This window comes from Caballeronia sp. LjRoot34 (assembly GCF_964253815.1).
Taxonomy (GTDB): domain Bacteria; phylum Pseudomonadota; class Gammaproteobacteria; order Burkholderiales; family Burkholderiaceae; genus Caballeronia.
In genome coordinates this window covers 1-19,099 of record NZ_CAXUSB020000016.1, presented here as the reverse complement: position 1 = coordinate 19,099, position 19,099 = coordinate 1, and the positions used below count along the sequence as shown (strand labels likewise).

Genomic DNA, 19,099 nt, shown 5'->3' with positions numbered 1-19,099 from the left:
CCTTGTTCAGCTGACGTGTGTCACTGATCAATATCGGCGAGCGCTGGTCGCGGAGGGACGCCCGGCATTCAAAGGATGATTGCAGCATCTCAAGCTCACTGGCGGACATTCGGCGCTCTTCAGTGACTGATCACAAGGATCAGACATGATATGCTACGTCATGGCTGATAGAAAAATTTATGACGACCGCCACGCCATCGCGAAGCGCAGAGGTAACGGCGAGCTACGACGCGAGGTGTGGGTCGACGGAGGCAGTACAGTGACCCGCTACAACCTTGCCTACATCAACCATGACTTGCATCAGGGCGACAATGGCCGGGTGGTCGGCTACGACAATGCGCATGGTTTTCACCATCGACATTACTTTGGTCGCGTGGAGCCCGTCGAGTTTGTGAGCTTCGACGACATCGAAGACCAGTTCGCACGCGACTGGACAGCGTTACGGAGAGAAACATGAAGAACACAGTGCTCGAAACGGCAATCGGTACCGAGGCGGAATTTTTCGCTCGAGGTCGACGCATTGCGCAACGTGCTGATCGTAAGGAGCGTATCCCGGAAGCACACGTCGTGACTTTCGAAGATCCGGCAGATCTCGCGCGGCTGCTCACTGCTGCTCGGATCGGGCTTTTTCAGGCAATTAAAGCTGAGCCTGCGTCGATCACCGGCATTGCCACACGACTCCATCGCGATCGCAGCGCCGTTAAGCGCGACGTCGACGCGCTGCTACGCGCCGGCCTCGTGTCGGTCGAAACCGCCGTGAATGCCGGGCATGGCAACCACAAGGTCGTGCGAGCGGTGGCGTCGCGGGTCGATCTGCATGTACTGATTGCTTGACGTGCTCCTTGACTGGCCACCATTCAAGGCATCGAAAGTGAGAATACCGATTGGTTGGACCCCCACTAGATGCCACAAAGCCAGTCGACCATAGAGAAGGGCGACGGATTCAGAGACGCAGCTGCCGCCATCCTGCGAACCAAGTATCCCGATACCCGAACGGAAGTGCGGCTCGGGTCCAAGAAAGTTGACATCGTATTCACCCGGCAAGAGTTCGGAAGCGTCGTCACTTTTGGTGTCGAATGCAAGGACTACGGTCGACCGCTGACCAAAGCGCTCATCAAAACGGAGATCTTCAGTGACTATCACCCGCTCGTCGAGGGCCGTCTCCTCGACAGGGTCATCATCGTAGCGTCGAAGGATATTTCCGCAGACGCGCGGGCTTATGTCGATGGTGTTCGATGGCTCAGTCATCAGACGCTCCGGCTTGTACCTTCGCTGTCAGCATTGGTTGAATTTGAAGCGGTCGCAAGACTGCGGAGTTTTAGAAATGCCGCCACAGAGCTCGGCGTCACCTGGACAGCTGTCAGCCGCCAAATTCGACTTCTGGAGGAGCTACTTAACGTCCGCCTTCTGGACAGAATTCATCGAAACCTTACTCTCACAAGAGAAGGTGAAGCTTTATACGCAGTTGTCACAGAAGCAATGGGGAAAATTGCCGGTTTTCGACCGACTGTCGATGGGAATTGAGGAAGAAGAGCTTGTTCTCGCCACTACAGCCGCTTTCTCCAATTTTCGACTGATGTCCAGTGTTGGCGCACTGAAGTGCCTCAATCCCAACCTCAAAGTCCGGCTTACGACGACGATGTTCACGGCCGACCTTCGTCACAACGAAGTAGCCGCTGTTGTACGCTTCGGAAATGGGGCTTGGACCGATGGGAAATCGTATTTATTGTTCAAAGAACAGGTCGTCGCGGTATGTTCCCCTGCGGGCTGAAAGAATTTGGCATGCCTGAATCGCTAACGGAGCTCGCTGCATGCTCACTGATTGCGGACGACCCAACCTCCGAGGGATGGCTGACTTGGGAGCAATGGTTCAAGGCGCTCGGCGTGGAGCCGGGCAAGGTAAATTATGGACTTCGCACGTGCCTTTATACGGACGCGGTACAAGCCGCACTTGAACGACAAGGGGTCACCCTTGGCTGGTCTAGGGTGCTTCACGACCATCTCGAGTTGGGAAGACTAGTCCGCGTTACCGACGCGTCGCTAGAACTGAGCGATGGCTACTATCTCGTCGTGCCGCACGGAAAAAGCATCACACCAGCGCTGCACACGCTTATTCAATTGCTCCGCGCGGCAGTTGGCATTACGCAAGACGGCCTGCAGCTTCCCGCCTAGGGGCGGCCGCGCGCTATCTACTTGTGAATGCTGGGATACAGCCCGCAGTTGGTCTTGCTCACCGATTGTCGACAGTTATCTCCAACTCGGTATTTTCCCGATGCCGTTGCGACGCCGGGGTATCGAGCCGCGAGGTACTGGGCTCTGGAACCCTTTGCTGGCGGCCTTCTCCGCCGATAGTCTAGGTGTCTCGCTGCATGTGGTTCCGCAACCCATAACCAAAGGTAGGGCATAGCGTGCAAAAAATGTAGCTGGGCAAGTCAAATTGGCGGGTTACTCTTATTTCAACGCAAGAAACCGCGATTCTTTGGAATTATAAAGCGCTTTAATCTGGCTTAAGTCATTTAATTCGAATCTTATTCGAGCAATCGCCTTCGCTACAACTCTTACTCGCTCTTCAACTTTTTCTCGCAGCAATGAGTTTCCACGAGGCCTTTGTATCGACTGTGCAATTCCGAAAGTTCATTGAACAACGCGCTGCCAGAACCCGGAACTGCTAATTGGAATGAAAGAATGCCCACAAACCTTACATTCGAATCGCAACAAGCGGCTCCTCCGCGCGCGCTCGGTTTGCGCTCAACTTCTTTGGACGCGGCGCCTGTGACTTCAGACGAAATTCTCACCGTTAAAGATTTGTCCAAGATATTCGGGCCGAAGCCTGAGCGCGCGGCCGAAATGCTACAGCAGGGACTTGGACGGAACGAAATATTTCAGCAGACGGGCAATATGGTGGCGGTCGACAATGTCAGCCTCGATGTTCGCGCCGGAGAAATTTTCGTCATCATGGGGCTATCGGGGTCGGGTAAATCGACACTCGTGCGCCTCCTGAACCGCCTCATTGAGCCGACTTCAGGCAAGGTGGTCCTCGAAGGGCGCGATATCGCCCCAATGTCGACCCCTGAATTGCGTGAAGTGCGGCGTCGAAAGATGGCAATGGTGTTCCAGTCTTTCGCTCTCTTGCCGAACCGCACTGTTATCGAGAACGTGGCCTACGGTCTCGAAGTAGCCGGACAAAAGAAGGCGGAGCGATACGGAGTTGCACGTAGTGCGCTTGAACGGGTGGGTCTTGGCTCGTACGAAAAGCTTTATCCGAGCGAGCTCTCGGGTGGCATGCAGCAACGTGTAGGGCTTGCCCGCGCACTCGCAGTCAACCCTTCGGTGTTGCTGATGGACGAAGCATTCTCGGCCCTTGACCCGCTTATCCGGTTCGAGATGCAAAACGAACTGCTTCGCTTGCAGAAGGAAGAGCAGCGCACGGTCGTCTTCATTTCGCATGACATCGAGGAAGCGTTGAAGATTGGCGGTCGGGTAGGCGTGATGAAAGATGGCCGACTCGTGCAGGTAGGCACGCCGGCTGAGCTCATCCAGTCGCCAGCCGACGATTACGTTCGCAACTTTTTCCGGAACGTCGATACTTCGCGCTTTCAAAAGGCGTCAAGTCTTCTATCGAAAGTCGAACGGGGAGTCATCACGTGTGACACCGGAGTATCCGCGGCAGGTTATGCGAACACTCTGGTCGACGCGGGCGTTGAGTGTGGCTACGTTTGTGACGAGGCTGGGCGATATCAAGGCTTGGTCACGTCTACGTCGTTGCGTAAGTGCGGCAACGCGCCGATTCGAGACGCCTTACTCCGCGACATCGCTTCAGTATCCGTTGATGCTGACCTACACGAGTTATCGACCATCGCGCTTAGACAAGAGCACGATGTACCGGTCGTCGATGCCACGGGCATGTTTGCAGGCATCGTGTCTTGCCGAACGATTCTGAAGCAGGTTATGGAAAGGAGGGCAGCATGAACTCGTCATTCATTGGACAGGCAGCAGAGCATGGAGTGAACTTTCTGTTTCTGCATTTTCGCGGTGGCTTCGACACCTTCTCGGCAGCCCTGGACGCGGTTGTAAAGCTTCTTCAGGACGGGCTTGCTGCGGTTCCTTTTGTAGTAATGCTGGTAGCCTTCATGGCGCTTGCTCTTTGGCGGAAGGGAATTTTCTTCGCGGCTTTCGTCGGCCTCGCGATTATGACCATCCATTTCATGGGGCTTTGGGAACAGACGGTGTCCACCCTTGCTCTGGTAATTGCTGCGACTTTCTTCAGTTTGATAATTGGTATCCCGCTTGGAATCTGGGGGGCGCGTAACAAAAGGGCCGAAGTCGGCTTACGTTCGCTGCTCGATTTCATGCAGACAATGCCGGCGTTCGTCTACCTCATTCCCGCAGTGATTCTGTTTGGGCTCGGTCGGGTACCGGCTGTCATCGCGACGATTGTGTTCTCTATGCCCCCAGTCGTTCGACTGACCACACTCGGCATTAAGCAAGTCCGCGAGGAGCTCATCGAGGCGGGTAGGTCATTTGGCAGCACGGATTCGCAATTGCTGTGGAAGATTCAACTTCCGAACGCATTGCCGTCCATCATGGCAGGCATTAACCAGACCATCATGATGGCGCTCTCGATGGTTGTCGTCGCCTCGATGATTGGCGCGGGTGGACTTGGCGAATATGTGCTGAGTGGTATTCAACGCCTGGATATCGGGATTGGTTTTGAGGGAGGCCTTGGCGTCGTGTTGCTGGCAATTATTCTCGACCGGTTGACCGAGAGCTTCGGCATCAAATCTGCCAAGAAGAAGACTAAAGTACGCGCTATCAAGCAATCCACTACTGAAGCGGTGCAAGCCCAACCGTAGTTCACCATACGCGGCGTAGGTTTTTGCAAGGCATAAGAAAGGCGCAGCGAAGCACCGAAATAAAGCCGGAAAGTAACCATTTTAAATAAAGAGGAGTACCAAATGACCACTGGAATCCTGAAGTCCTACGTAGCGAAATTTACCGCTTCCGCCCTGTGTGTCGTGGGCCTATATGGTAGTGCTGCAGTCGCAGCAGAACCCGTGAAACTCACGATTACAAACTGGGCAGACGTTCTTGCCGTCGCAAACGTCGCGAAATACGTTATGGAAACGAAGCTACAGCAGCCGGTCACATTTGTTCAGGCGGACATCGGCATTCAGTATCAGGGGGTCTCTCGTGGAGACGTAGACCTGATGGTCGGTGGCTGGCTTCCGGTGACGCACGCAGCGTATTACGCCAAATACAAAGACACGCTGGACGATGTCGGCATCATCTATACCGGGGGCAAGAATGGCTGGGCCGTACCTCAGTATGTGCCGGAGTCGGAACTCTCGTCGATTGAAGACCTGAACAAGCCTGACGTGAAGAGCAAGCTGAAGGGCACGATTCAGGGCATTGAACCGGGCGGTGGATTGATGACGGCTTCAGAGAAAGCCATTAAGGAATACAACCTGGCTGGGTACAACCTGCAATCGTCTAGTGAAGCCGGCATGCTTGCTTCACTTCAGCGTGCGACTCAGTCCAAACAGTGGATTGTCGCGACGGTCTGGAGCCCCCACTGGTTGTTCCAGAAATTTCCGATGCGCTACCTCAAGGACCCGAAAGGTACGTTAGGCGGTGAAGAGCAAGTGCACGCTTTTGCCTCGAAGCAATTCGCATCCAAGTTTCCGCGTGCCGATGTGTTCATGAAGCATTTCAAATTGACGCTTGCTGACGTTGAGGCCATCGAGCTCGAGGGTAACTCCACGAACGACTACGCGACGGCGGCCAAGAAGTTCGTTGAGGCGCATCCGGACAAAGTGAGCGCATGGCTTCAGCAGTAAATTTTTGCGGGCGGGGCAGTGAGGCGTTATCTCGCTGTCCGTCCCATAGCAGGCTATCCGTTTATTGGGAGACGTCGGCCGTAGTAATGCCGGCGCAGCACCTTGATAAGTCAGTGCCTGATATGAAACCTGTCATAGCAACACGGAGTACGTCTGTGAACGATAACCTTCGATTTTTCTCTGAGGCACTGCAAGACCGCGACCCGGTGATTTCATCTGAAATCATGCTTGAACTACGTCGCCAGCAGAACCAAATTGAACTCATTGCATCCGAGAACATTGTCTCGGCCGCAGTAATGGAAGCACAGGGGACTGTGCTCACGAACAAGTACGCGGAAGGCTACCCTTCAAAGCGGTACTACGGTGGTTGCGAGCATGTCGACCGCATCGAAGCGTTGGCGATGGACCGCGTCAAAGCCTTGTTCGAATGCGAGTACGCCAACGTTCAGCCGCACTCCGGCGCTCAGGCAAACGGAGCGGTAATGCTTGCGCTGCTAAAGCCGGGCGACACGGTTCTCGGCATGTCTCTGGATGCCGGCGGCCACCTTACGCACGGCGCGCGCCCGGCGATGTCTGGTAAGTGGTTCAATGCCGTGCGGTATGGTGTCGACCCAGAAACTTTTCTTATCGACTACGACCAAGTTCGTAGTTTGGCTGAGACGCATCGTCCCAAGCTCATCATCGCTGGTTATTCGGCCTACCCGCGGGCACTTGATTTCGCCAAATTTCGCGAAATCGCCGACAGCGTTGGGGCAATGCTAATGGTGGACATGGCGCATATCGCGGGCATCGTCGCCGCTGGCCGACACCAAAATCCGGTGCGCTTCGCCGACGTTGTGACGTCTACCACCCACAAGACTCTTCGCGGCCCACGAGGCGGCTTCATCCTTACTAACAACACCGACATTGCCAAGAAAATCAATTCCGCTGTGTTCCCCGGGTTGCAGGGCGGTCCGCTTATGCACGTCATTGCGGGGAAAGCGGTGGCTTTTGGTGAGGCGCTGCGTCCTGATTTCACGGCATATATCGACCAGGTGCTCAAGAATGCGCAAGCTCTTGGGGAGGTTTTAAAGCTCGGCGATGTAAATCTTGTTACCGGCGGTACTGACAACCATCTTCTGCTCGTCGACCTGCGTTCCAGAGGCTTGACGGGGACTCAGGTTGAAAAAGCCCTGGAGCGGGCAGGCATCACCTGCAACAAAAACGGAATTCCTTTTGATACGCAAAGCCCGACCGTGACCTCGGGGATTCGGCTCGGAACGCCGGCCGGGACGACGCGGGGCTTCGGGACAGCGGAATTTGAAGAAGTTGGCACGCTCATCCTTGAGGTCTTGGGTGCTCTTGCAACAGGACAGGATGGCGATGAAGCGCTCGAGTTGGCTGTTCGTAGCCGAGTGCGTGACCTGTGCAGCCGCTTCCCAATCTATTCGTACGCGGACGCTTTGATTTAAACCTCGCGCCGGGCGTCTCAGGACATCTGTTTATCGACGATTGACACCAACACGGCAATTGGCAAACCCTGCCAGCGCAGCTCTCACTTCGCTGCCAAGACTCGGGCTTGCTTGCTGTCGCATCTAGGAGAAAGACATGAGCTTCGAGGGCGTACACGCACCATTAATCACCCCGTTCAAGGCAAACGGTGAAATCAATCACGAACTGCTGGGGAAACATGCAGTCGACCTCGCTGGCCGCGGACTTACGGGCCTAGGCGTCGGCGGCACGACCGGCGAATATTATGCACTGAGCTTCGACGAACGCGTGCGTACATTCCACACGGTTGTGGCCGCAGCCGGTGACAAGACCCATCTTACCGCTGGTATCAATGCGACCACCACCGACGAAGTGCTTCGGCTAGGCAAGGAAGCAAAAAGCGCGGGGCTCTCGTCCTTGTTAGTGGCAGCGCCGTACTATGCTCAACCGACTCAGGACGAGTTGTTGGCGCACCTGTTCGCGATTGACGACAGTCTCGATATGCCCATCATGCTTTACAACTTTCCAGCACGGACGGGGACCGACATTAGCGACGCAGTTCTCGAGAAGCTGCTCGAGCGTCCAAACTTCCAAGCCATGAAGGAAAGCACGGGCGATATCGCGCATCTTCACCATCTGGCTACGCATTTCGAGAAGAAACTCATCCTTAGTTGTGGCATGGATGACCAGGCGCTCGAGTTCTTCGTATGGGGCGCACGAAGCTGGGTAGCCGGTGCTGCGAATTTCCTTCCGGAAGTCCACGTCGAGCTGCTTGAAACCTGCGTTAAAAAGGGCGACTTCGTTGCTGCGCGTGCGTTGATGGCGCAACTGCTGCCCGTCCTGGAATTGCTTGAACGCAGCGGCAAGTTTATCCAGTATGTCCGTTACGGATGTGAGCTGGCCGGCAAAGCTGTCGGCGATGCTCGCAAGCCGCTCGGCGTGCTCACGGAAGCAGAAAAACGCGATTTCGCGAATCTTGTGCAACCTCTGCTTCGTAACGGACGTTGATTTGCATGGCCTCGAAATTCGAATTCGCCCGTTTACCCGTAGCAGACGGTGTCAATGGGTGGTGGGAGATTTTGCCGCCGCCATTGGAAGCGACATGTCTGCAGGGCAACCGACATTTTGACTTTGTTGTTGTGGGCGGCGGTATCACCGGATTGTGTGCAGCTCGGCGCCTAGCCGAGCTGGCGCCTGAGTCGTCGGTGGCGCTCGTGGAGGCAGACCGAATTGGTCGCTCGACAGCTGGGCGAAATTCGGGCTTCTTCGTTGACCTGCCGCACGATATAAGCAGCGAAGGCTATTCAAAGAGTGTCGAGGCCGACAAGGCAGATGTGCAGATGCAGCGTCATGGAATCGACTACGTTAGGTCGATTGTCAGAGAACAGGGTATCGAGTGCGACTGGCGGGACGACGGCAAATACCACGGGGCCGTCAACAAACGGGGCAAGGATGCGCTCAAGCACTTTGCAGAGGGTCTAAAGCGCATCGACGAACAGTTCGAATGGCTCGACGATGGGGCCATCGCGAAAGTAACCGGCACTTCGTTCTACCACGGCGCGATATTTACGCCGGGCTGCAGCACCGTTCAACCTGCCGCATTGATGCGAGGTTTAGCGAAAACGATGCCGAAAAACGTTGAGGTTTTTGAGCTGAGTCCCGTGCGAAAGCTAGAGCGTGGCGCGGGTGGCCAAGTGCTTTCGTTTGCCGGCGGTCATATAACCGCGGGCAAAGTTGTCCTTTGCACCAATGCTTACGCGGCGACATTCGGCGGGAATCCAAACGGACTGCTGCCGGTTTATACCTTCGCCTCCCTGAGTCGAAAAATGACGCCGGAAGAGGTCAAAGCGCTCGGTGGAATTAATTCGTGGGCACTCATTCCAGCTGACCCCATGGGGACCACCGTTCGTCGTTTGGGGAATGACCGCATATGTGTTCGCAATCACTTCGCATTTCGTCCGGGCCTGCAGGTGTCGCCGTCGGATTTGCGCAAGGCTAAATCGCTGCATCAACGTTCGTTCGACCGTCGCTTTCCAATGCTGAAGGACGTCGCGTTGGAATACACCTGGGGCGGTGCCCTCTGCTTGTCGGCGAACAGCGGGGCTCTTTTCGGCGCGACGGAGGAAGGTTTGTATCAAGCAATAGGGTGCAACGGCTTGGGATTGAGCAGAGGTTCTGCGTCCGGCAAAGTCATTGCCGAATATGCGCTAGGCATGTCGAACGAGATGACCGGTCAACTCTTGAAGCAGATGCAACCAAAACCGTTGCCGATGCGCCCCATTGCCGACATGGCGGTCTCGACGGCCATATGGTTCAAAGAATTCTCGGCGGGAGCCGAACTTTAATCGATTGAGGACACCAGAATGACGACTTTTGAACAGTGGAAAGCTAAGGCTAACGCTCTTTCATTGGACGGGCGCGCGTTTATCGGAGGAAAGCGCTGCGCAGCTTTGTCCGAGGAAACGTTCCAGACGTTAAATCCGTCAAACGGGAAAGTCCTTGGAGACATTGCGCGTTGTGACGCGAAGGACATTGATGTCGCGGTCGCGTCCGCCAGAGAAGCGTTCGATTCGGGCGTTTGGTCAAAGGCTGCGCCATCCCATCGGAAAACTGTGCTTCTCAAGCTAGCTCAGTTGATTGAAGAAAACATGGATGAGTTGGCCATCCTCGAAGCGCTTGAGGCTGGAAAACCAGTTTCAGAGTGTCTTGGCCTCGACATTCCGGAGTCGGCGGCGTGTATTCGTTGGCATGCGGAGGTTACCGACAAGCGATACGACGCACTGTCCCCATCAGGCGCCAATGTCGTCAGCATGATTACGCGCGAAGCTATCGGCGTGGTAGGGGCCGTCCTCCCGTGGAATTTCCCAGCGCTGATGCTTGCATGGAAAATCGGTCCGGCGCTGTCGGTTGGAAACAGCGTCATCGTGAAACCGGCTGAACAGACGTCACTTGCAACGCTGCGGATTGCCGACCTCGCCACGGAAGCCGGCCTTCCGGCGGGCGTGTTTAACGTCGTGACCGGGTTCGGCGAGACCGCAGGGCAGGCCCTTGGTCTACATCCCGATGTCGACCTCATCGCATTCACCGGGTCGACCGAGACTGGCAAACGCTTCCTGAGATATTCCGCCGATACAAACCTTAAGCGGGTCATCCTTGAGTGCGGCGGCAAGAATCCACAGGTTGTGCTGCCAGATGTCGCTAACCTCGATGCGGTGGCAGAGCAGGCAGTAGCGGCTGCCTTTTGGAACATGGGTGAAAACTGCAGCGCCGGCTCTCGCCTGCTTGTACCCGCAGGAACGAAGGACGTCCTGCTGGAAAAGATTAAGGCGGTTCTGGCAGGGTGGAGAACCGGCGAGCCGTTGGACCCCGAGGTAAAGCTTGGCGCTTTGATTGAGCAAAAGCATTACGAGAAAGTGCTAGGCCACATCGAAAAGGCGAAGGCGGAGGGTGCGCGGCTTGTTCATGGCGGCAACGCTGTCTTTGTCGAATCCGGAGGCTGGTACGTCGAGCCGACTATATTCGACAACGTGACGACTGCCATGAGCATCGCCACCGACGAAGTCTTCGGCCCGGTCCTCTGCGTTATCGAATACAGCGATATTGACGAGGCAGTTCAGATTGCCAATGACACGTGCTATGGCTTGGCTGCTTCGTTGTGGACGGACAATGTAAATAACGCGCATAAGGTCGCTGGCAGAATCCGCGCGGGAACCGTCACCATAAATTGCTTCGGCGAAGGCGACTTATCAACACCGTTTGGCGGTTTCAAGCAGTCTGGATTCGGTGGCCGGGACAAGTCCGTCTATGCGCACGACCAATATTGCGAGCTTAAGACGACCTGGTTGAAGCTCGACTGAGGGCCTAGCGGTACCGGTCTTCGTTGTCGACGGAGACGGTGCTTTGGCGGCGCAAACCGAAAGCGCCGTTTACTTTAAAGTTGAAGGCCATGCGAATAGGATTTATTGGAACCGGCACTATCACTCGTGCAGTCGTGACTGGTTTGCTCCACACAGGCACATCGTTCGAACACACCTATCTATCGCCGAGAAACGATGCAATCGCGTCGACGCTGGCTGGCCTCGATGCACGTATTTCTGTCTGCGCTTCGAATCAACAAGTGCTCGATAGTAGCGACATCGTTTGCTTGGCTGTCGTGCCGAAAGTCGCAGCCGATGTTCTGCAGAAGCTTCATTTTGGAGTTCGGCATCACGTTATCAGTTTCATCGCAGGGATATCGCTTTCTGCATTGAAGGATATGGTCGGCGACGTTCATGGCATTGTCCGAGCGGTCCCTCTACCGGCGGTTGCCGCGGCCAAGGGAAGTACGGCAATCTGTCCACCGGACGAGGTTGCTCGGCTCTTGTTTGGCCGCCTCGGAACCCCTGTCGAAGTATCTGATGAACATCAGTTCGACGCGTTATCTGCAGTTACAGCGACTATGGCGAGCTTTTATGCGGTGCTCGAGACCAAGGCGCAATGGTTGGTGGCGCAAGGAATCGAATATAGCTCTGCTCGCGCATTTTTGGCTGGCTACAGCGTGGGACTCGCGTATGAGACGACCGGGGACAAGCCGTTCTCAACATTGGTTCAAGAATCGATGACACCTGGCGGCATCAACGAGCAGCTTCACCACGAGTTGGAGGACGCGGGGGCATATTCTCACTATCGCACCGCTTTGGATAAGGTCTTGCAGCGCATCGAACGAGAATAACGCCCTGCTGCATCATTGGCGGCGAACATCGTGGGTTCTGTCGGTGTAGAGTTCTTTTATCCGCCTGCCCCTGGTCTGCGGTGTTTCGAAGGTCGACCGCTCTGAAGGTGCATACCGATGCAAAAGAAACAACTTTTCGCCGACAGATTGCTTGCGCAGATGCCCTCACTACGTGCTCTGCGATGCTTTGTCACGGCAGCCCGGTACGAAAGCTTCACGCAAGCTGCCGAGGTGTTGTGCGTTTCACAGGCTGCTGTTAGCAAGCAAATCAAGGAGCTAGAAGACTCAATGGGCGTCCCGCTCTTTGAACGCAATGGGCGACATATTGCGCTGACCGACTCCGGCCGTATTTTATACAACGCATCCTACTTGTCGATTATGAACATCGCAGAGGCCGCGGAGGCAGTGCGACGGTCAGATAAGAAGGCCTTGAATGTTTGTGTCTCCCACACGTTTTCAGCACTTTGGCTAGCTCCAAGGCTTCCACGTTTTCGCAGGCAGTTCCCTGATATCAAGCTTGAGATTACCGTCACCGAGCATTTCATGGAACTCGATGGCCTTATGCAGCCTGACGTCATCATCAGCAAAAATCCTCCGCGCGAAAGCGAATACGACGTAAAGCCCTTGTTTCACGATGTCGTATATCCAGTTTGCAGCCCGCGGGTATTCGAAGACTGCTTCCAGGGAAAGGCGCTTAAGCCACTGGACCTGCTCACTGAGCCGACGCTGCATCTTTCTCTTCTTGGCCGAGCCCAGGTCTGCGAGCACGTTGATTGGCGGGTCTGGAGCAACTGGTTTCAGCAAAGCGATGGCTCGGACCGCTACTCTCCCGGTGAGAATTTCGAGAGTAACGACTACCGACTACTCGTGTCCTTGGCGGAGGCTGATGAAGGCACGGTTTTAGGCTGGCATCACTTGGTCCACCGACAGGTCGAGAAAGGCGCCCTGGTGCGTCCGGTCGAAGAATGCCTAGTATTTCGTGACCGCTATCACTATCTCATCACGCACAGGAATGCGTCCGAAGGGCCTGAGTATCAGGCGTTCCGCGAATGGTTGGTGAGCGAGGTAACGGACATGATGGCGCAGTGGCAGTGAGCTGTGGAAGCCGTGTTGCCGCCTTTTTAACCGGCATAAACGCCGCCGTGCCGACGTCGATTCCACGTTATTTTCATCGCGTGTGGTGAGCGCATAGGTTCACTCTGTGATTGGGCCAGAAGTGTCAAACGCACCGGATGTACCTATCAGGTTTGGCATCGTGCTCCTGCCGAACTTCACGTTGACGGCGTTTTCGGGGTTTGTCGACCTCCTTAGACTCGCGAGTGATGAAGGAGACATGAGTCGGCCGGTGCGCTGTTCATGGACGGTAGTTGGCGAGAACGTGTTGCCGGTCAGAGCCAGCTGCGGAATTCAAGTTTCTCCGTGGGAGACTTTTGAGAAAGCCCAACCGTTTGACTACGTAGTCGTCGTCGGAGGCCTATTGCATTCCGGTCCGACAGCAAGTGAAGCGACAATCGGCTTCATCCGTCGCGCGGCTGAAAGCTCAGCGACCGTCGTTGGAATCTGCACAGGTATTTTCGCACTGATGCGGGCCGACATCATGGCGGGGTACCGCACTTGCGTGAACTGGTATCACTATTGGGATTTGCTCGAGCGATTTCCGCAAGCAACGGAGGCAAGCCTCGTTGCCGACCGACTCTTTGTTATTGACCGTTGTCGCATCACCTGTGCGGGCGGGAGTGCGTCCATTGACGTTGCAGCGGCAATTTTGCTCCGGCATTTTGACGCCGGCATCGTACAGAAAGCACTTCGTATCCTGCTAGTGGACGACCCGCAGAAAGGTAACGCACCGCAGCCGCAGCCTTTGAGTTCGAAGCCTGCCGTCAATCCGACGATTCGTAAAGCAATACAGTTGATGGAGCAGTACATTGCGAAGCCGCTCACATTGTTCGACCTCGCTCAGCGCTTAGATATCTCGGTTCACCAGCTTGAGAGAATGTTTCAGGCAGAAGTCGGAGCGCCTCCGGTTGCCTACGCACGTCAAATGCGAATGCGCATGGCAGCGTGGCTCCTTACAGGCTCCGAAAAAACATTGGCCGACATCGCGGATTCGTGTGGCTTCAGCGATGCATCGCATCTAAGCAGGGAATTTAAGAAGTAATTCGGTGTGAGACCAGCGACATACCGAGGCGCTCAGACTACCGAGAGAAATCAGGAACGCTCGCAGCAAACGTTAATTGACTAAAGGAGGGCTTGAGGGTGACATTTGATATTGCAAAAGCACAGAGTTTGACACCGCCGGGGCGACAAATAAGCTCACCCGTTGGGACTGAGTGGCAGCCCATGATGATTGCGGGACAGCGTCATCCTGGCTTCTGGATTATTCCGATTGTCGATGATGAGAGCGGAGCATGGACAAGTTACTGGATGCGGCTTGACGCTGGCGCTCGGTCGTTAGTGCACACGCATACTTCGACGGAACTGCTGCTCATCATGGATGGTATCTATAGCGACCAGGATGGCACAGATATCATTGCTCGCCAAGTCGTGACCTACCCAGCCGGCACATCACACTGGTCTCACTCGCGTGACGGATGCACCGTGCTTGTCGTTACAAACAGTGGATCGAAATTATAGATTGGTTTTTGAAGTTAGCCTGCCAACGTTCGGATGTATCGCCTGGCGGCCTCAAAAGCGAAGTGCAACACCTATCTCGTATGAGGTGTCGCAATGCCCGAAAAAATTTCGTACCAACAACTCCAACCTGAAGAGCGCCTAGTGATCGCGAGCCTGCGGCTGCAGGACGTGAGTATCCGCGCCATGGCCAGGATACTCGGGCGCTCGGCAGCCGCCGTTAGCCGTGAACTGTCGCGAAATAGCTCTGCGGTTGGCTATTCATCCCAGCCGGCTCAAGCGCTGAGCGTCGCACGCCGCAACGCCGGACAGCGGCCCAATAAGCTTTGTCTCCAAAGCGTCTGCTGGCGCATCGTTCTCACTCTCCTTGAGTGGAAATGGTCGCCTCAGCAGATATCGGGCACACTAAAGCGCACGTATCCTACAGACTCCACCCAGCACGTTTCACACGAAACGATCTACACGGCCATCTACGCTCAGCCGCGTGGCGAGCTGCGCCGTCAGCTCATTGCCTGCTTGCGCCACGGTCACAGCACCCGCATGCCCCGCACGCGCGGCACAGACCGGCGCGGGCAGATTCCCGATATGGTCAGTATCCACGTACGGCCGCCTGAAATTGAAGACCGGTTGCTGCCGGGTCACTGGGAAGGTGACTTCATCAAGGGCGCGGGCAACCAATCTTCTGTCGGCGTTCTGGTCGAACGGACCAGCCGCCTGGTGCTACTCGCCAAGATGGAAGACGCTACCGCCGAGTCCGCGTTAGCAGGCTTCTCTGCCAAACTAAATTCGATTGTCGCGCCGCTGCGGCAAAGCTTTACCTACGACCAGGGCAAAGAGATGTCGCGGCATAAGGAGCTTGCCGCCGCCACAGGCGTGAACATCTACTTCTGTGACCCACATAGCCCCTGGCAACGCGGAACCTGCGAGAACACCAACGGATTGCTTCGCCAATATCTGCCCAAAGGCACCGACCTCTCGGTCTACAGTCAGGACGAACTCGATGCCATTGCCGACAGTCTGAACAGTCGGCCCCGAGCAACTCACGCGTTCCATTCGCCATTCGAGGTCTTCGCTGCGACACTTGCCTCAGCCAGCCAAACTCAAGGCTCTAAACACTAGACCCTCCTGTTGCGCTTCGGTTTGAAACCGCCCCTCCTAAAGCTACTGCTGGCCTTCAGTTTGATGCTTGCCAAGAGCAAACTTGGAGCGAGCCGCATCTTCATCCTGAAGAAGCCAGCACGATGTCTTCAAGGGCCTAGCATTCATCGACGGTCACTGCCGGAGCAATGGTCCCATGCAGCCCTATGCCAGCGGTTCGTTGACGTCCGACCTCAAGAATAGCAATACAACAAAAGATTAAAGATACGCCGAGGACGTCTGTCAAACCGATGTGTTCGCCAACTGCCCACCCAATCGCGAGCGAGACAACCGGCGTGACGTAAATGGCGCTGGCAGCAGCAATGGCGCCAAGTTCTTCCAAGAGCAGGTAATACAGAAAGAGCGCGACGCCGGTTCCCAATATTCCTAAGCCAATCACCAAGCCTATAGCTGCGCGCCAGTTCAAGAACAGTTTGGAAATTCCCGTCAAATGCGTCACGCAGAAAAGCAAAATCAAGGCAATACCCATCTGCCACGTCACGGTAGCAAGGGGACGCATGGCAATGCCGGACATGAACTTACGTACGTAGACATACGATAGACCGAACGCAATCGCACCGCTTAACAGCCAAGCAACGCCCTGTACATCAATCGACCCGTGTTCACCCGTGAAAGCCCAAGGCCTTGAGATGAGGACGATACCGACCAAGCCCAGGCCTACCCCAAGGCTCATAAGCTTGTTCATTCGTTCATCCCGTAACAGCGCATGGGAAGCGAGAGCCGTGAACAAAGGGGGCGTGGCTCCCAATACGCCTGCGATGCCCGACGGAAGAACTGAAGTACCTTTCGCCATTGAAAAATAGGTGTATGCAGTGGCAAACGTTGCGAGAATCGTAAAGTGATGCGCGTAACGAATCTGCCTGAAGCTGAGGATTCTCTTGTGCCAAGCAACTCCGAGAACCGGTACGAAAGCGAAAAAAACACTTAACAGCGATATCTGACTAGCGCTAACAATATCGGCAGCCCATTTCATATAGATGAAATTCGAACCCCACAAGATGCCAAGTAGAACGAATGCGACGTATGTTTTTTTCATAGCACGATGTAGGAGCTCATCGGAAAAGGCCTTACGGATTTCGCCACCGCATAAGGCGTGGTCTATTGCTTGATGATATTCGACCTGCCTGCTTTACGGTCGAGACGTTGGAGCGTCTCGCCGTATCAGCCTTAGTCGCTGGAGCTCGGACGGGAAATCTGGTGCGAATTTTTCCTGAAAAGTCTATAGATTCGTTATGCTAATTGAGACTCCGCCCGCCCGGGACGAGCGCGGGATAACGGGTGTGCCAAGATGAAATGCATTGCCGACGACTACGCGGGACTTTGAAATCTTCACAACCCGCTCGATTCGCCGCACTCGTTCTTGGATAGGGTTAAATGCCGTGTGCTTTTAACCGAGCGTCGTACCAGCGTGCAAATTGGTCGAGATATGCCTCGGTGAAATTCGAGAACGGGCCGGGCACGTATGCCGGGTCTTGTGTGCCGTTATGCGCATTTCCCACGAGCGCGGCGTCTTGAGCGGTCGTCGCGACCCAAACTTCAGTCAGTTCCTTGAGGTCATAGTCGACGCCCTCGACGGCATCTTCGTGAACCAACCAAACCGTACGGACCTGAGTCTTGTCAGGCCCAAGCGGGATTGCGTACGAAACTAAAACGTGGTCGCTCATGACGTGGGTCCACGAGTGGTGTCCCCACATGTGTACGTCGCCCAGGTCGCGCCGCGTCAGCTCACCCAGCAACTTCTTGGAGGCGACCTTTGTGCTTAACGTCTGCGATTCCCCGGCTCCAGCAATCACCAGTCGCTGCGTACGAAAGTTCGTTTCGACGTTTTCATCCAGAGACTCAAACGCGGTGCAGACGAAGCCTTCACTTTCCCAGTTCGCTTGGCTAGCTGCGTTTCGCTGTTGATACTCTTCGAACGCGAGCAACGACTCTTCGCTCTGCCCATCCGGACAGAAGCCGAAATCTTCCGGCAGGAATGAATTAACCAGTTCGGGATGGGTGCCGGCGCAGTGATAGCATTCGCGATTGTTTTCCATGACCAGCTTCCAATTGCCATTCTCGACAATCGTCATCTCGTGCGCGACCTTTGTGCGCGTCAAATCATAGGGCGCGAATCGAGGCGCCATCACGGATTCCAGTTTCGAGAAGTCCTCCGGCGCATTTTCAGCGAGGCAGATAAAAATATGCGCTCCAACGACTTTTACATGCACTGGGATAAGGCTGTGGCAGCTCGGGTCGAAATCCTTCCCCATATGCGTCGTATGGCGGAGGGTACCGTCAAGCCCATAGGTCCACTGGTGATAGGGGCAGACGAGCATCCCGACGCTTGCTTTCCCTTCGTTCTTCATAATGCGTGAGCCGCGATGGCGGCAAACATTTCGGTAGGCCCGAACGTTCTCATCCTCGTCTCGGACAATCATGACCGAGGCTTTCCCAATGTCGAGTGTAAAGACGTCGCCAGGCTCTGGCACGTCGGCCGTTACAGCGACGAGAAGCCAGAGGTCATTGAAAAACACTTCGAGGTCGGTCTCGAAAATGTCCTGGCGCCCAAAGAGTTCCCCCGGTAATCCGTGACCAGGTTTGCGGCTATCGAGCAGCTCGCGATGCGATTTCAGATATATCTCAGACATTGTGGAGTTCCCTTCGAGTAATCGCGCGACGCTTGCGAAGCGCGGCCTATTTCGATGAGTATTGAGGGACGAAATCTGAACGTCAACGCGCTATTTTTGCCACTACCCATTACTTTAAATTATGCTTGGCGCAAGGCTCGTGAGTTGCAGCACCTGAGGCCCACGGCCGGCGTGGGCAGCCGAGGAAATGCTCGGCCGGTACTCGACGTCCCGGTTTTTGGAACCCGCAGAGCTTGCGAGAATGAATGACACAGGGAACTGTAGTTTTTGAGAAACGAGCACAGCGACTAGCTATCAAGCTGCGTCAAAGAGCCGATATGCTTGGTGTTTTGCGAGTAGCACCCACTGTTCACCGTTTTTCATCAACCTTGACTGGCACCACACGACAATGGGAAAAGGGACGAAAGGGTTTAGGCGGATAGTTCCGTCGATGACCGCGCTGGTTGAGTTCGAAGCCGTCGCACGGTTGAGCAGCTTTACAAGCGCTTCGAAAGAACTTGGTGTCACGCAAGCGGCTGTGAGCAGGCAAGTTCGGTTGTTGGAGGAAACGCTAAAAACGCGACTCTTTCATCGACTACATCGCTCGATTGCGCTGACGACTGACGGTGAGGCACTGTATCTGGTCGTGGCAGAAAGCATGCAGAAGATAGCGGGCGTTTTCG

19 protein-coding genes are annotated in these 19,099 nt (G+C 55.2%); 17 read left to right on the top strand and 2 right to left on the bottom strand.

Features of this window, described 5'->3' with window-relative positions; genetic code table 11:
- Positions 1-160 precede the first annotated feature (160 nt).
- From ACSQ36_RS46725 to ACSQ36_RS46650, 16 genes are all read left to right on the top strand, one after another.
- Positions 161-457 carry a toxin-antitoxin system TumE family protein gene (locus ACSQ36_RS46725; protein ID WP_436187587.1) on the top strand — a complete coding sequence of 99 codons (297 nt, stop codon included), beginning with the start codon at positions 161-163 and terminating at the stop codon, positions 455-457.
- Complete coding sequence (locus ACSQ36_RS46720; protein ID WP_097263145.1) at positions 454-834, top strand: HVO_A0114 family putative DNA-binding protein; 381 nt, start codon at positions 454-456, stop codon at positions 832-834. Before ACSQ36_RS46725 ends, ACSQ36_RS46720 begins: the two co-directional genes overlap by 4 nt.
- A gap of 69 nt (positions 835-903) precedes the next feature.
- Positions 904-1,524 (top strand): LysR family transcriptional regulator, encoded by a 621-nt coding sequence (locus ACSQ36_RS46715; RefSeq protein ID WP_436187586.1) that lies wholly within the window; start codon positions 904-906, stop codon positions 1,522-1,524.
- A 258-nt stretch (positions 1,525-1,782) separates the two neighbouring features.
- Positions 1,783-2,172, top strand: coding sequence for a LysR substrate-binding domain-containing protein (locus ACSQ36_RS46710; protein ID WP_436187585.1), 390 nt, complete (start codon positions 1,783-1,785; stop codon positions 2,170-2,172).
- Between the two features lie 465 nt (positions 2,173-2,637).
- Positions 2,638-3,969 carry a quaternary amine ABC transporter ATP-binding protein gene (locus ACSQ36_RS46705; protein WP_436187584.1) on the top strand — a complete coding sequence of 444 codons (1,332 nt, stop codon included), beginning with the start codon at positions 2,638-2,640 and terminating at the stop codon, positions 3,967-3,969.
- Positions 3,966-4,853, top strand: a complete 888-nt coding sequence (locus ACSQ36_RS46700; RefSeq protein WP_436187583.1) for an ABC transporter permease — start codon at positions 3,966-3,968, stop codon at positions 4,851-4,853. The genes ACSQ36_RS46705 and ACSQ36_RS46700 overlap by 4 nt, the downstream gene beginning before the upstream one ends.
- Positions 4,854-4,955: 102 nt before the next feature.
- Positions 4,956-5,837 (top strand): glycine betaine ABC transporter substrate-binding protein, encoded by an 882-nt coding sequence (locus ACSQ36_RS46695; protein ID WP_436187582.1) that lies wholly within the window; start codon positions 4,956-4,958, stop codon positions 5,835-5,837.
- A 155-nt stretch (positions 5,838-5,992) separates the two neighbouring features.
- A complete protein-coding gene (gene glyA / locus ACSQ36_RS46690; protein ID WP_436187581.1) occupies positions 5,993-7,288 on the top strand; it encodes a serine hydroxymethyltransferase in 1,296 nt (431 codons plus the stop codon).
- Positions 7,289-7,424: 136 nt separating this feature from the next.
- Entirely contained in the window at positions 7,425-8,315 is an 891-nt protein-coding gene (locus tag ACSQ36_RS46685; RefSeq protein ID WP_436187580.1) for a dihydrodipicolinate synthase family protein, read from the top strand.
- Between the two features lie 5 nt (positions 8,316-8,320).
- Complete coding sequence (locus ACSQ36_RS46680) at positions 8,321-9,652, top strand: NAD(P)/FAD-dependent oxidoreductase (RefSeq protein ID WP_436187579.1); 1,332 nt, start codon at positions 8,321-8,323, stop codon at positions 9,650-9,652.
- Between the two features lie 18 nt (positions 9,653-9,670).
- Entirely contained in the window at positions 9,671-11,164 is a 1,494-nt protein-coding gene (locus ACSQ36_RS46675; protein WP_436187578.1) for an aldehyde dehydrogenase, read from the top strand.
- A gap of 89 nt (positions 11,165-11,253) precedes the next feature.
- Positions 11,254-12,018 carry a pyrroline-5-carboxylate reductase gene (locus ACSQ36_RS46670; RefSeq protein ID WP_436187590.1) on the top strand — a complete coding sequence of 255 codons (765 nt, stop codon included), beginning with the start codon at positions 11,254-11,256 and terminating at the stop codon, positions 12,016-12,018.
- Between the two features lie 117 nt (positions 12,019-12,135).
- Positions 12,136-13,113 (top strand): LysR substrate-binding domain-containing protein, encoded by a 978-nt coding sequence (locus ACSQ36_RS46665; protein ID WP_436187577.1) that lies wholly within the window; start codon positions 12,136-12,138, stop codon positions 13,111-13,113.
- 106 nt (positions 13,114-13,219) lie between these two features.
- Positions 13,220-14,176 carry a GlxA family transcriptional regulator gene (locus ACSQ36_RS46660; RefSeq protein WP_436187576.1) on the top strand — a complete coding sequence of 319 codons (957 nt, stop codon included), beginning with the start codon at positions 13,220-13,222 and terminating at the stop codon, positions 14,174-14,176.
- A gap of 182 nt (positions 14,177-14,358) precedes the next feature.
- Complete coding sequence (locus tag ACSQ36_RS46655; protein ID WP_436187589.1) at positions 14,359-14,652, top strand: cupin domain-containing protein; 294 nt, start codon at positions 14,359-14,361, stop codon at positions 14,650-14,652.
- 105 nt (positions 14,653-14,757) lie between these two features.
- Positions 14,758-15,768, top strand: coding sequence for an IS30 family transposase (locus tag ACSQ36_RS46650; protein ID WP_436187588.1), 1,011 nt, complete (start codon positions 14,758-14,760; stop codon positions 15,766-15,768).
- Between the two features lie 136 nt (positions 15,769-15,904).
- Here ACSQ36_RS46650 and ACSQ36_RS46645 read toward each other — a convergent pair whose 3' ends face one another.
- Positions 15,905-16,843, bottom strand: coding sequence for a DMT family transporter (locus ACSQ36_RS46645; RefSeq protein WP_436187575.1), 939 nt, complete (start codon positions 16,841-16,843; stop codon positions 15,905-15,907).
- A gap of 334 nt (positions 16,844-17,177) precedes the next feature.
- A complete protein-coding gene (locus ACSQ36_RS46640; protein WP_436187574.1) occupies positions 17,178-18,437 on the bottom strand; it encodes an aromatic ring-hydroxylating oxygenase subunit alpha in 1,260 nt (419 codons plus the stop codon).
- A 388-nt stretch (positions 18,438-18,825) separates the two neighbouring features.
- Between ACSQ36_RS46640 and ACSQ36_RS46635 the strand changes: the two genes are divergently transcribed.
- A partial coding sequence (locus tag ACSQ36_RS46635; protein WP_436187573.1) for a LysR family transcriptional regulator occupies positions 18,826-19,099 on the top strand: 274 nt, incomplete at its 3' end.

Bases quoted from the DNA above. Each gene is read 5' to 3' on its own strand.
- ACSQ36_RS46725 (WP_436187587.1), top strand. From the start codon at position 161: ATGGCTGATAGAAAAATTTATGACGACCGCCACGCCATCGCGAAGCGC.
- ACSQ36_RS46720 (WP_097263145.1), top strand. From the start codon at position 454: ATGAAGAACACAGTGCTCGAAACGGCAATCGGTACCGAGGCGGAATTT.
- ACSQ36_RS46715 (WP_436187586.1), top strand. From the start codon at position 904: ATGCCACAAAGCCAGTCGACCATAGAGAAGGGCGACGGATTCAGAGAC.
- ACSQ36_RS46710 (WP_436187585.1), top strand. From the start codon at position 1,783: ATGCCTGAATCGCTAACGGAGCTCGCTGCATGCTCACTGATTGCGGAC.
- ACSQ36_RS46700 (WP_436187583.1), top strand. From the start codon at position 3,966: ATGAACTCGTCATTCATTGGACAGGCAGCAGAGCATGGAGTGAACTTT.
- ACSQ36_RS46695 (WP_436187582.1), top strand. From the start codon at position 4,956: ATGACCACTGGAATCCTGAAGTCCTACGTAGCGAAATTTACCGCTTCC.
- ACSQ36_RS46685 (WP_436187580.1), top strand. From the start codon at position 7,425: ATGAGCTTCGAGGGCGTACACGCACCATTAATCACCCCGTTCAAGGCA.
- ACSQ36_RS46680 (WP_436187579.1), top strand. From the start codon at position 8,321: ATGGCCTCGAAATTCGAATTCGCCCGTTTACCCGTAGCAGACGGTGTC.
- ACSQ36_RS46675 (WP_436187578.1), top strand. From the start codon at position 9,671: ATGACGACTTTTGAACAGTGGAAAGCTAAGGCTAACGCTCTTTCATTG.
- ACSQ36_RS46670 (WP_436187590.1), top strand. From the start codon at position 11,254: ATGCGAATAGGATTTATTGGAACCGGCACTATCACTCGTGCAGTCGTG.
- ACSQ36_RS46665 (WP_436187577.1), top strand. From the start codon at position 12,136: ATGCAAAAGAAACAACTTTTCGCCGACAGATTGCTTGCGCAGATGCCC.
- ACSQ36_RS46655 (WP_436187589.1), top strand. From the start codon at position 14,359: ATGATGATTGCGGGACAGCGTCATCCTGGCTTCTGGATTATTCCGATT.
- ACSQ36_RS46645 (WP_436187575.1), bottom strand. From the start codon at position 16,843: ATGAAAAAAACATACGTCGCATTCGTTCTACTTGGCATCTTGTGGGGT.
- ACSQ36_RS46640 (WP_436187574.1), bottom strand. From the start codon at position 18,437: ATGTCTGAGATATATCTGAAATCGCATCGCGAGCTGCTCGATAGCCGC.